Annotated in this window: 10 protein-coding genes; all 10 read left to right on the forward strand. The window is 58.8% G+C overall.

Features of this window, described 5'->3' with window-relative positions:
• The first annotated feature begins 70 nt into the window (after positions 1-70).
• A complete protein-coding gene (locus tag JMF94_RS07580; RefSeq protein ID WP_240824533.1) occupies positions 71-826 on the forward strand; it encodes a class I SAM-dependent methyltransferase in 756 nt (251 codons plus the stop codon).
• Positions 827-1,626: 800 nt separating this feature from the next.
• Positions 1,627-2,448: a nitrogenase iron protein gene (gene nifH / locus JMF94_RS07585; RefSeq protein WP_240824534.1), complete on the forward strand. Its 822-nt coding sequence runs from the start codon at positions 1,627-1,629 to the stop codon at positions 2,446-2,448.
• Positions 2,449-2,475: 27 nt separating this feature from the next.
• Positions 2,476-2,799, forward strand: coding sequence for a P-II family nitrogen regulator (locus JMF94_RS07590; RefSeq protein ID WP_240824535.1), 324 nt, complete (start codon positions 2,476-2,478; stop codon positions 2,797-2,799).
• A gap of 9 nt (positions 2,800-2,808) precedes the next feature.
• Entirely contained in the window at positions 2,809-3,186 is a 378-nt protein-coding gene (locus tag JMF94_RS07595; protein WP_240824536.1) for a P-II family nitrogen regulator, read from the forward strand.
• An 11-nt stretch (positions 3,187-3,197) separates the two neighbouring features.
• Positions 3,198-4,787, forward strand: coding sequence for a nitrogenase molybdenum-iron protein alpha chain (gene nifD / locus JMF94_RS07600; RefSeq protein WP_240824537.1), 1,590 nt, complete (start codon positions 3,198-3,200; stop codon positions 4,785-4,787).
• Between the two features lies 1 nt (position 4,788).
• Positions 4,789-6,153 carry a nitrogenase component 1 gene (locus tag JMF94_RS07605; protein ID WP_240824538.1) on the forward strand — a complete coding sequence of 455 codons (1,365 nt, stop codon included), beginning with the start codon at positions 4,789-4,791 and terminating at the stop codon, positions 6,151-6,153.
• Between the two features lie 66 nt (positions 6,154-6,219).
• The gene (gene nifE / locus JMF94_RS07610; protein WP_240824539.1) at positions 6,220-7,647 is read left to right on the forward strand and encodes a nitrogenase iron-molybdenum cofactor biosynthesis protein NifE; all 1,428 of its coding nucleotides are present in this window, start codon (positions 6,220-6,222) and stop codon (positions 7,645-7,647) included.
• A 74-nt stretch (positions 7,648-7,721) separates the two neighbouring features.
• Entirely contained in the window at positions 7,722-10,433 is a 2,712-nt protein-coding gene (gene nifB, locus JMF94_RS07615) for a nitrogenase cofactor biosynthesis protein NifB (RefSeq protein WP_240824540.1), read from the forward strand.
• Positions 10,434-10,514: 81 nt separating this feature from the next.
• Entirely contained in the window at positions 10,515-11,459 is a 945-nt protein-coding gene (locus tag JMF94_RS07620; RefSeq protein ID WP_240824541.1) for a hypothetical protein, read from the forward strand.
• A complete protein-coding gene (locus JMF94_RS07625; RefSeq protein WP_240824542.1) occupies positions 11,452-12,315 on the forward strand; it encodes a hypothetical protein in 864 nt (287 codons plus the stop codon). Before JMF94_RS07620 ends, JMF94_RS07625 begins: the two co-directional genes overlap by 8 nt.
• The last annotated feature ends 14 nt before the right edge of the window (positions 12,316-12,329 follow it).

A 12,329-nucleotide genomic window follows, 5' to 3' on the forward strand; every position in this document is an offset into this window, starting at 1 on the left:
GTCTGACTCATATTTTCCGTGCATTGCTCCAATTGTCCAGGCGGGTTGCGACCAACCCAAAGGATACGCCATGACAGCCCAAAACAGCACCAGGGAATTCTGGAACAGCAGAGCCGAATCCTTTCCCCGCTATGAAGCCGGGGCCGACACCTACGAGGCCCGCATGCTCCAGCTGGCGCGCGATAATGGCGTGGATTTTCGGGACAAAACGGTTCTGGATGTGGGCTGCGGCAGCGGCATGTACACCATCCGGCTTGCGCAGGAGGCCGCATCTGTCACGGCAGTTGATATATCTGACGAAATGCTCCGTATCCTTATGCAGGATGCCGCCGCGCAGGGCCTTGCCAACATCCGCCCCGTGCTTTCCGACTGGGAGCACTTTGCCCTTGAGGAACGCTTTCAGATTGTTTTCGCTTCCATGACCCCGGCCCTGAGCGATGACGCCGCCCGCGAAAAATTGCAGCACTATGCTCTGGAGCAGGTGGTCTTTATGGGCTTTACCGAACGCAAAACCTCGGATGTCATGGCCGGGCTGTACACGTACTACGGTATCACGCCGCCGCAATTTGCCGATGCCCCCGACATGCGCGCATGGCTTGAAGGCTGCCGCATTCAGTACACCGCGCTGCCTGTTGACGGCCAGTGGGTTGTGCCGCACACCCGTGATAAGCTGCTGGGAGCCTGCGCCACCAACCTGCGCGCCCGTGGCGCGGAACCGGATATGGCCCATCTTGCCGCGCATCTTGAGGGATTTCGCAACCAGAACGGGGAATATGTGGAGCGCACGGAATATTCCCTTGAAATGCTTATCTGGCGTACATCCTGACCACGGCGCTCATCCGCCGGATACTTAAAGAACTTCTGGCTGAGCGTAGAACTACCATCCCCACCGCCGAACCACTGCCTGCATTTCTGCCGTATATGCCGCGCATAAGCCGTGCGCCCGATCTTGCCGCTGTATCTCTTACGCGGGTTGGCGTGTTCACGGTTTGCAGTTTTTACACTACTGCTCCTATTTTGATACAATTTTGAATCAAACTCTCCCTGCACCGCCATACATATCTTTGCGGCATGCAGGGCTGAGCATACTTGAAGAATAAGCCCTCTTGCCTCCCCCACTGGCTGAACTGCCCGATCAGATGCATTCTTGCCTGAACCGCCACCATCCTCCCCCACACTGCTCTCAATTCGCCCCTTTTTTTGTGATTAATCCCTACCCCCGCCCCATTTACCTGATGGGCCGGGCTTTCGCATTCATGGGCAGTCAGTGCTGACCTGCCTGCTTTCCTCTGCCGCGTCCATCACAGAGCGCCCCAAATGCAGCCCAGTCTGCCCCCGCATATTCACGCTTGGTGATTTCTCTGCAACACGTTCCCAATTTCAAACAAATTTGTATCGCCGATTCACGACCAAAATTTTTCTTCAAATAAAAACCTATTATTAAAGAAACTTACAGAGAACAGAGTTTTTTCTGCACCGTGGGCCATCTTAACAATTTTGTATTGATTGTGCATGCAGATTATAAAATTAAGCAATAATATTGAATATTTAATCTAACGGCACGGTTTCTGCACAAAGAGGGACAAGCGCAACGAGCGCGGGAACATCAAACCCAGAGGGAATCTCATGCGTCAGGTAGCTATTTACGGCAAGGGCGGCATCGGCAAGTCCACCACCACACAGAACCTTAACGCCGGTCTTGGCGAAATGGGCAAGAACATCATGATCGTGGGTTGCGACCCCAAGGCCGACTCCACGCGCCTTATCCTGGGCGGCCTTGCCCAGCAGAGCGTGCTCGATACCCTGCGCGAAGAGGGTGAAGACATCGAGCTGGATCTGGTGCTCAAAAATGGCTTCAAGGGCATCCGCTGCGTGGAATCCGGCGGCCCCGAACCGGGCGTTGGCTGTGCCGGGCGCGGCATCATCACCTCCATTGGTCTGCTGGAACGCCTTGGCGCCTACACAGAAGACCTCGACTACGTGTTCTATGACGTTTTGGGCGACGTTGTGTGCGGCGGTTTCGCCATGCCCATCCGTGAAGGCAAGGCCCAGGAAATCTACATCGTGGCTTCGGGCGAAATGATGGCCCTCTACGCCGCCAACAACATCTGCAAGGGTATCAAGAAGTACGCCAACACCGGCGGCGTGCGCCTTGGCGGCATCATCTGCAACAGCCGCAAGGTTGATGGCGAAGCCGAGCTTGTCTCTGCCGTTGCCAAGGAAATCGGCACCCAGATGATCCACTTCGTGCCGCGCGACAACATGGTGCAGCGCGCCGAAATCAACAAGCAGACCGTTATCGAATTCGACCCCACCTGCGGACAGGCCGACGAATACCGCTCCCTGGCCCAGAAGATCGACGGCAACGACATGTTTGTTATCCCCAAGCCCCTCTCCCAGGAAAGGCTCGAAGAGCTGCTCATGGAACACGGCTTGATGGACGCCTAATCACCCAGCACGAAACGGAGAACAGCTATGCAGATGATTCGCACGATTATCCGGCCCGAAAAAACCACCGAGGTTCTCTCCGAGCTGCTGGCAGCGGGTTTTCCCGCCGTTACCAAGCTTGATGTGGTGGGGCGCGGCAAGCAGAAAGGCATCATGGTGGGCGATATCCAGTATGATGAAATTCCCAAGCAGATGCTCATGCTTGTGGTCAGCGACGAAGACAAGGACGATGCCATCCGCGTTATCCTGCGCGTGGCAAAAACTGGCGATGGTCACTTTGGCGATGGCAGAATCTTTGTTTCAAGCGTCAGCGAGGCCTGGACCATCAGCAGCGGCAAGTCCGGCCTGTAGGAGGCTCCCATGCAGGAAGTAGTTGCAATGGTTCGAGCCAACATGGTGGCGGCGACAAAGAACGCCCTGTCCAAGGCCGGATGCCCCTCATTCTCATGCACCAAGTGCCTGGGACGCGGCAAAAAAGGCATGGATCCCGCCACCCTGCGCATGGTTATGGAAAGCGGCGAGCTGCCGCGCACTCCGGCGGGCGAATCCCTGACCGAAGTGGGCAGGCTGATCCCCAAGCGGTTGTTCAATATCTGCGTTCCCGATGAAAAGGTCGAAGCTGTGGTCAAGGCCATTATAGAGGCCAACAGCACCGGCCACCCCGGCGATGGAAAGATCTTTGTGATGCCGGTGGAAGAATCCTATGTGGTTCGCACGGGCGAGCGCGCTGACGCATAAGGAAGGTATGTATGAGTATTGACGCCAACGCAGTAGTGCTTGAGCGCTACAACGCCAAGGTCTTCAAGAACCGCAAGGAGCACATGCTCAAGGTCAATCCTGCGGAAGACCAGATTATTATCGCCAACACGCGTGCCATTCCCGGCATCATGACCAACCGGGGCTGCTGTTACGCTGGCTGCAAGGGCGTTGTGCTCGGTCCCATCAAGGACATGGTTACGATCACTCACGGCCCTGTGGGCTGCGGCTTCTACAGCTGGGGCACGCGCCGCAACAAGGCCAAGGCAGAGGGGGACGCCCCCAACTACATCCAGTACTGCTTTACCACGGACATGCAGGAACCGGACATCGTCTTTGGCGGCACCAAAAAGCTCAAGAAGGCCATTGATGAAATCATGGAGCTTATGCACCCCAAGACCATCATGATCGCCGCCACCTGCCCTGTGGGCCTGATCGGCGACGACATCCAGGCCGTGGCCGCAGAAGCTGAAAAGGAATACGGCATCCGCTGCGTGGCTTACAGCTGCGAAGGTTATAAGGGCGTAAGCCAGTCGGCGGGCCACCATATCGCCAACAACGGCCTTATGAAGCGCGTTATTGGTACTGGCGATTATGAACCCGCCACCAAGTATTCGGTCAACATCCTTGGCGAATACAACATCGGCGGCGACGGATGGGAGCAGGAACGCATCCTTAAAAAGATCGGTTACGAAGTGGTTTCGGTGTTCACCGGCGATGGTGAAGTGGAACGCATCGCCAGCTCGCACAAGGCCAACCTGAACCTCGTGCAGTGCCACCGCTCCATCAACTACATCGCCGAAATGATGAAGACCAAGTACGGCGTGGACTGGCTCAAGGTCAACTTTATCGGTCTGGAAGGAACAGTTCAGAGCCTGCGCGACATGGCAGCCTACTTTGGCGACCCCGAGCTTGCGCAGCGCACCGAACAAGTCATCGCCGAAGAACTGGCCGAGGTGCAGGATCAGATGGCGGCCTACAAGGCCCGCCTCAACGGCAAAACCGCAGCCCTTTTTGTGGGCGGCAGCCGTTCACACCACTATCAGGGTCTGTTGCAGGACCTGGGCATCAAGACCGTGCTTGCCGGGTACGAATTCGGCCACCGCGACGACTACGAAGGCCGGGAAATCATCCCCAACATCAAGGACGACGCGGACAGCAAGAACATCGAACACATCACGGTGGAAAAGGACGAAAAGAAGTATCACGCCTACCTTACCCAGGAACAGTACGACAAGCTGGCCGCCGAGATCCCGCTTGAAAAGTACCACGGCATGATACGCGACATGGACGAGGGCACCTACGTGGTTGACGACCTCAACATGTACGAAGCTGAAAAATTTATGGAAATCCTCAAGCCCGACATGTTCTTCTCCGGCATCAAGGACAAGTACGCGCTGCAAAAGGCCGGGACCCTCTCGCGCCAGCTGCACAGCTACGATTACAGCGGGCCTTACGCGGGTTTCAAGGGTGCAACGCAGTTCGGTTACGACCTCTGCATGGGTTACTTCACCCCCGCGTGGCACATGGTAACCCCGCCCTGGAAGAACCGCGCCACCCTGCAAGGAACTGTGGGAGAATAGTATGCTTGACCTCACCCCAAAGACACATGTGAACAGATCGGGCGTTCTTATCAACCCGTGCAAGACCTGTCAGCCTGTTGGCGCATTGTTTGCCGCCCTGGGCGTGCGTAATTGCATGCCGTACAGCCACGGATCGCAGGGTTGCGCTTCTTACCACCGCACCTACCTTACGCGTCACTTTAAGGAACCCGCCATTGCCGTCACCAGCTCCTTTACCGAAGGCGCGTGCGTGTTCGGCGGCGGCCCCAACATCCGCCAGGGCGTCAAGACGGCCTTTGAAGTCTACAATCCGGACATCATTGCCGTGCATACCACCTGTCTTTCTGAAACCATCGGCGATGACCTCAAGACCTACATCGACGACATGGAAATTCCGGACGACAAGATCGTGGTACACTGCAACACGCCGAGCTATGTTGGCTCGCACGTGACGGGTTTTGGCAACATGATGGCCGGGTTCATCAAATACCTTGCCGCCAAGGGCAAGACCACGGAAACCGTGGCGGTGTTCCCCGGTTTCGTGAACCCCGGCGACATCCGCGAGTACAAGCACCTTGTGAACCTGATGAAGCTCAAGTCCATCATGTTCCCCGATTGCAGCAACGTCATGGATGCGCCCATGACCGGCGAATACAAGATGTATCCCGATGGCGGCACCACGGTTGAAGAAATCCGCGACCTCGGCTCGTGCCGTAAGGTTCTGGCTCTTGGTCGCCTGACCAGCGAGGAACCCGCAGCCCAGCTCAAGCGCAAGTGCGGCGTGGATTACGACCTGCTGCCCCTGCCCATCGGTCTGGCGGATACCGATGCCTTCATCATGGCCATGGCAAACCTCAACGGCGGCGAAGTTGACCCGCTCATCGATGAAGAACGCGGCCGCCTGCTCGACCTCATGCTGGACGCAAACCCGTACTTCTACGGCAAAAAGGTTGCCGTGTACGGCGACCCCGACACAGTGCTTGGCATGACCCGCTTCTGCCTCGAACTGGGCATGATCCCCAAGTATGTGCTCACCGGTACGCCCGGCGAAACCTTCGTCAAACTGTCCAAGGCCATGTTCAAGGAATACGGCAAGGAAGAAGAGTGTCAGGCCTTTGCCGCCAAGGACCTCTTTGACCTGCACCAGTTCATCAAGGAAGAACCCGTTGATCTCTTGCTCGGCAACTCTCACGGCAAGCAGATCGCCAAGGCCGAGGGCATCCCCCTGGTTCGCGCCGGTTTCCCGGTGCTTGACCGCTACGGACACGCCTCGCTGCCCATGGTCGGCTACCGTGGCGCGTTCCAGCTCGCCACCAGGATAGCAGATACGCTCATGGAAGAGTTTGACCGCAATTGCGCCGACGAAGACATGGATCTGATTATGTAAGACGGCTCAAAGCCGCAATAGGGCCGGGGGGGGGCACCCCCCCCCCGCCCTTGCAAGGGGGTTCCCATGGCTATGGAAATACTTGAAGAACGCCGTACGTCCATCAAGGAAAAGGGAAACAAGGGCGGGGGCTGCTGTAGCGGCGACGGCCTGCGTTGCGATACGGCCAGCGTGGCCGGTTCCGTGAGCCAGCGGGCCTGCGTGTACTGCGGTGCGCGCGTGGTGTTAAACCCCATTACCGACGCCTTTCATATCGTGCACGGCCCCATCGGCTGCGCCAGCTACACCTGGGACATTCGCGGCAGCCTCACCAGCGGGTCGGAACTGTTCCGCAACAGTTTTTCCACTGACTTGCAGGAAAAGGACATCGTCTTTGGCGGCGCGGAAAAGCTCACCCGCGCCATTGACGAGGCCATAGCCAACTATTCGCCCAAGCTCATCTTTGTGTACGCCACCTGCATCGTGGGCGTTATCGGCGACGATGTGGAAGCCGTGTGCCGCAATGCGGAAAAAAAGCACGGCATCCGGGTGATCGCGGTCAAGGCTCCGGGCTTTTCGGGCACCAAGTCCACGGGCTACCGCATGGCCTGCAACGCCCTTGTGCAGCTTATGGAGCCGCATAAGGAACAGCCAAAGATCAAGGGCGTCAACATTCTTGGCGACTACAACCTTGCAGGCGAAATGTGGATCATCCGCAACTACCTGCGCGAGATGGGCATTCCCATTGTCGCCACGCTCACGGGCGATGCCGCGTACGAAACGCTCATCAAGGCCCCGGCTGCCCAGCTCAATATCGTGCAGTGCGCTGGCTCCATGATGTATCTGGCCCACCGCATGGAAGACGAAATGGGCGTCCCATGGATGCGCGCCAGCTTCTTTGGGGTGGAAGACACATCTACCGCCCTGCGGCAGGTGGCCGAGCGCCTCAATGACGACTACGCAAAGCGCAAGGCTGAAGCCCTTATCTCTGAACGCGGCACAAAGGCGGAAGCTTTTCTTGAACAGTACAAGCCGCACTTTGTGGGCAAAAAGGCCGCCATCTTTGTGGGCGGCGGCTTCAAGGCCATATCGCTCATCCGTCAGTTTAACGAAATGGGCATTGAAACCGTAGTGGTCGGCACCCAGACCGGCAAGCCTGAAGATTATGAAATCATTTCAAGCCTCGTTAACCCCGGCACCGTCATTCTGGACGATGCCAACCCCGCAGAGCTTGAAACCTTCATGAAGCAGAAAGGCGCGGATATTCTGGTTGGCGGCGTCAAGGAACGCCCCCTCGCCTACAAGCTCGGCATTGCCTTTTGCGACCACAACCACGAGCGCAAGCACGCTCTGGGCGGTTTTGAAGGCGTGGAAAACTTCACCCGCGAGGTGAACCTTTCCATCAACAGCCCTGTGTGGCAGTTCACGCGCAGCTCTGCCTCATTTGCCGAGGCAACGCAGGCGCAGGCCAGTCTGGTGCGTGAAGCACTGGCAGCAAGAGCAGCACATTTCTAGCACAGCGTAATCGGCTTGCACGCAGTTTGCCCGCCGCTGCGGCCCAAAGGCCGCCTGGAACAAAGGAGAAGACAATGAGCGCCAATCTTGTCAACCTGAATACAAATCCCTGCAAGATGTGCATGCCCATGGGTTCGGTGAGCGCCTTTTACGGCATCAGCAAGAGCATGAGCATTCTGCACGGTTCGCAGGGGTGCAGCACCTATATTCGGCGGCACATGGCAACCCATTACAATGAGCCGGTGGATATCGCCTCCTCTTCGCTTACGGAAGAAGGCACGGTCTTCGGCGGCACCAAGAACCTGCTCAAGGGGCTTGAAAACCTCATCAAGCTCTACAATCCCGAGGTGATCGGCGTTTCCACCACCTGCCTTGCCGAAACCATCGGCGAGGACGTGCCCGCCATCATCAAGCAGTTCAAGGACGAACACCCGGAAGTGACGGCCACCATCATTCCCGTGGCCTCGCCGGGCTACAGCGGCTCTCAGTACGAAGGATTTTTCCGCGCATTGCACGCCATTGTGCGCCACGTGCCCATGAACGACGCACCCAATAACGTGGTCAACATCATCACCGGGCACCTCTCTGCGGCGGATACCAGAGCCCTCAAGCTGCTGCTCGACGCCAGCGGCCTCGAATACGTGCTGCTGCCCGACCTTTCGCAGAATCTTGATGGCGGGCATGAAGACGACTATAACAGGCTGCCCCAGTATGGCACCACGCTTGCCCGCATCGGCCTCATGGCTGGCGCGCGCATGACTCTTGAACTTGCGCCCTTCTGCCCCGAGGGTTATTCCCCCGGCGCGTACCTGCGCGATACTTACGGCGTACCGCTGCTGCGCATGAACCTACCCGTGGGCCTGCGTGATACCGACGCCTTTGTAGCCACGCTTGAAGCCCTTGGCGGAACCATCCCCGCCACTGTACGTGAAGAGCGCGCCCGCTACCTTGACGCCATGATCGATGCGCACAAGTATAACGCCCAGAGCCGCGTTGCCGTATTTGGCGAGCCGGACATGGTGCTGGCCCTTGTGCGCGCCTCGTGCGAAAATGGGGCTGTCCCCGTGGTGGCCGCCACCGGCAGCCGCTGCGCCGCCTTTGAAAAAACGCTTGCGCCTGACATGGCTCAGGCTACGGAAACCCAGTTCAGCGGCGATTACGACATTCTGAATTTTGCAGACTTTGCCGCCATTGAAAACGCCATGCTGGCGCGCAAGGCCAACCTCATGCTGGGTAATTCCGATGGCCGCCGCATTGAGGAGCGCCACCACGTTCCGCTGCTGCGCTACGGCTTTCCCATCCACGACAGGGTCGGCGGCCAGCGCACACGCATGCTCTTCTATGATGGCTCGCTCAGCCTCATGGAAGCCACGGCAAACGCCATGTTGCAGTTCACCGAGGGCAGCTTCCGCGAGGAGCTTCTCAACAAATACTTCAAGGATGAAGCCGTCATGGAAGCTGATGCCTCCCGCATAGAAGTTGCGGCCCCGGCCATGGAGCCTCTTGTGCCTGTAACAGCCCCTTCAGCCGTCCATGCCGCTGGCAGCGCCGCCTCCGTCAATGCCGAGCGCACCAAGTCCCACCCATGTTTTTCCTGTGGGGCCTGTGCCACCTCGGCGCGTCTGCATCTGCCCATCGCGCCCAAGTGCAACCTGAGCTGTAACTACTGCCTGCGCAAGTACGACTGCGTTAACGAAAGCCGCCCCGGCGTCACCACCGCCGTGCTCACGCCCGCACAGGCTTTTGACCACTTTATGAAGGTTAAGCGCGACATGCCCAACCTTACGGTTGTGGGCATCGCCGGCCCCGGCGACACGCTGGCCAATCCCGAGGAAACCTTCCGCACGCTGGAGATGATCCGCAAGGAAGACCCCAATATCACCTTCTGCATGTCCACCAACGGTCTGGCCCTGCCGGAATACGTGGAAGACATGAAGCGCGTGGGCGTAAGCCACGCCACCGTGACCATCAACGCTGTTGACCCCGCCATTGGCGCGCAGATTTACAAGTTTGCCATGTATCGTGGCAAGAAATACACGGGCGAAACCGCAGCCGCCCTCTTGCTGGCAAACCAGATGGCGGGCCTGCGCGCCCTCTCCCAGGCGGGCATAGTGAGCAAGGTCAACACGGTGCTGCTCAAGGGCATCAACGACGGGCACATCCCGCAGGTAGTGGAAACCGCGCGCGAGCTGGGCGCTGTGATGACCAACATCATGCAGCTCATCCCGGTCAAGGGCAGCGTTTTTGAAAACATGCCCCTTGTGAGCAACAAGGAACTCATGGACATGCGCCGCAGCTGCGAGCCCACGCTCAAGCAGATGTACCATTGCAAGCAGTGCCGCGCCGATGCCGTGGGCCTGCTGGGCGACGACAAGTCCATTGAGTACCGCCCGCCCGTGGCCGAAAAGGCCCCCGCTGCGGAAGAAACCAAGCCCGCCGTGGCCCGCAAGATACGCATTGCCGTGGCTTCCAAGACAGGCATGACAGTTGATCAGCACTTTGGTCAGGCCGAACAGTTTTACATCTACGAGAGCGACGGCGACGCAGCCAGCTACGTGGAAACCCGCAGTGTTTCCAAATACTGCAACGGCATGGACGACTGCGGCGAAAAGGCCGGGCGCATGGCGGGCATTCTGGCCGCCGTGGACGACTGCAAGGGCGTGCTGGCCCTGCGCATAGGCGAAAGCCCGCTGAAAAAGCTTGAGACCAAGGGAATACGCGTGTTCACCCTCTATGAAAATGTGGACAAGGCCGTGAATGACGCCGCCAGGGCGCTCTGCGGATAATTCCGGCCCAATCCTACGGCCTGACCGGAGGCAAACCGGTCAGGCCGGGGCACACGCCATCTTTGCCAAGAGGTTATTTCCATGCCGCAACTGGTGGACAGAACGCTCTGCCTGCTCTACCGGGTGCTGCCAGCCGCGCACTCGCAAGAGGAAAGGCAGACCGCAGACGCATTTGCGCTCTGGGCCGGGGAATGGATCGACCTCATGCACCACATGGGTTTTGTGGTCGAAATTCCCCCAGACCTGCAATTTGCAGCAGCCAGCACCAAGGCCCGCCGCACGGGCAAACGCCCGAACCTTAACGGGCCGTGGTCGCGCCTGAGCGGTTGCTGTGACGCTCTCTATACCTTCGAAACGGAACTCTGGCCGCGCTTTGCCGCCATCAAGGATATGGTGGAGTTCTGCCCGGGCGACCACGCGGGCTGCGCCACGGCACTTGCCGTGCTGTGGCTGCTCAAGGGCGGCCTCCGGGTGGCGGGCTGCATTGGCGGCTCTGCCCTGCACGGCCCCGATGCCGGACCTGCCCTGGAAGAAGTGGCCCTGAGCCTGTACGCCCAGGGTCTGGAGACAGACCTGACGCATCTGGACAAACTGCCTGAAGCAACAGCTCTGCTCAGGGAGGCAGGCCAGGAAGTTTCCCACCACAAGGCCGTGCTGGGCGCGGATATCTTTGCTGTAGAATCCGGCATCCATGTGGACGGCATTGTCAAAAAGCCCTTTCTGTACGAGCCATATGCTCCAGCCACTGTGGGGCTTGAACGCCAGATTGTGGTAGGCAAGCACTCAGGGCGTGTTTCGTTGCGCATCAAGGCCCGCCAGCTTGGTTTGAACTTGCCGCGCACGGCGGAAGAACATATGCTGGAACTGGTTCAGCAGCTTGCCGAGCGCCAGCAATGCAGCCTGACCGATGCCCAGTTTCTCGACCTGTGTCACACATGCCATCCCCCCGAATCCTTGTCTTCTGCCCGAACGGACTGTTGCGGTCTTTCGGGCGCAACGGTTTCTGTGGAGGTGGGCCATGCCTGAGATCATTATTGTCGACACCACACTGCGCGACGGCGAGCAGGCTCCCGGTTTTGCATTTCCCCCTGCCCTGAAAATCCGCCTTGCCGCCATGATGGACGAAGCTGGCGTGGACCAGATCGAGGCGGGCGTCCCCGCCATGGGTGAAAACGAAAAGGCCACCATCCGCTCCATCCGCGAGGCCTGTTCCAATGCCCGCGTTTCCACCTGGAACCGCCTGCGCGAAAGCGATGTGCGCCACTCCTTTGACTGCTCCCCGCATATCATTCATCTGTGCTGCCCGGTTTCTGACCGGCAGATCAAGGACAAGCTCAAAACCACCCGCGCCGAGGTAATGGCCTCCCTTGCCAAGTGCGCGGCACTCGCCGCAAGCCGTGGCGCGGAAGTGACAGTTGGCTTTGAAGATGCCTCCCACGCCTCGCCCGACCAGTTGCGCGAAGCGGCAAAGGCGGCGCGTCAGTGCGGCGTGGTGCGGGTGCGGCTCAGCGATACCGTGGGCTGTTACACGCCAGACAAGGTCTGGCGGGCCGTGCGCATGCTGCGCGAGACAGGCGTGGATGTGGAAATCCACGCGCACAACGACTTTGGCATGGCTGTTGCCAATTCACTCATGGCTGTGAACGCCGGGGCGCGCTACGTCAATACAACGTTGTGGGGCATTGGCGAGCGGGCTGGCAACTGTGGGCTTGCCACCTTTACGGCGGCGGCTGCGCGGCTTGGCAATACATCCTGCGCGGTGGACGCGCGCAAGGCACTTGAACTGGAACGCCTTGCGGCCACGCTTTTGCCGCAAAAATCCATGAACGGCTGGGGCAAGCATTTGGGGTACAGCTATGGCACGCGCCCCTTTGGTCTTTAACGGCACAAGCGTCT

It is taken from the genome of Desulfovibrio sp. UIB00, from assembly GCF_022508225.1.
In the GTDB taxonomy this organism is placed as follows: Bacteria; Desulfobacterota; Desulfovibrionia; order Desulfovibrionales; family Desulfovibrionaceae; genus Desulfovibrio.

Bases quoted from the DNA above. Each gene is read 5' to 3' on its own strand.
- JMF94_RS07590 (WP_240824535.1), top strand. From the start codon at position 2,476: ATGCAGATGATTCGCACGATTATCCGGCCCGAAAAAACCACCGAGGTT.
- JMF94_RS07625 (WP_240824542.1), top strand. From the start codon at position 11,452: ATGCCTGAGATCATTATTGTCGACACCACACTGCGCGACGGCGAGCAG.
- nifD (WP_240824537.1), top strand. From the start codon at position 3,198: ATGAGTATTGACGCCAACGCAGTAGTGCTTGAGCGCTACAACGCCAAG.
- nifE (WP_240824539.1), top strand. From the start codon at position 6,220: ATGGCTATGGAAATACTTGAAGAACGCCGTACGTCCATCAAGGAAAAG.
- JMF94_RS07620 (WP_240824541.1), top strand. From the start codon at position 10,515: ATGCCGCAACTGGTGGACAGAACGCTCTGCCTGCTCTACCGGGTGCTG.
- JMF94_RS07595 (WP_240824536.1), top strand. From the start codon at position 2,809: ATGCAGGAAGTAGTTGCAATGGTTCGAGCCAACATGGTGGCGGCGACA.
- nifB (WP_240824540.1), top strand. From the start codon at position 7,722: ATGAGCGCCAATCTTGTCAACCTGAATACAAATCCCTGCAAGATGTGC.
- JMF94_RS07605 (WP_240824538.1), top strand. From the start codon at position 4,789: ATGCTTGACCTCACCCCAAAGACACATGTGAACAGATCGGGCGTTCTT.
- nifH (WP_240824534.1), top strand. From the start codon at position 1,627: ATGCGTCAGGTAGCTATTTACGGCAAGGGCGGCATCGGCAAGTCCACC.
- JMF94_RS07580 (WP_240824533.1), top strand. From the start codon at position 71: ATGACAGCCCAAAACAGCACCAGGGAATTCTGGAACAGCAGAGCCGAA.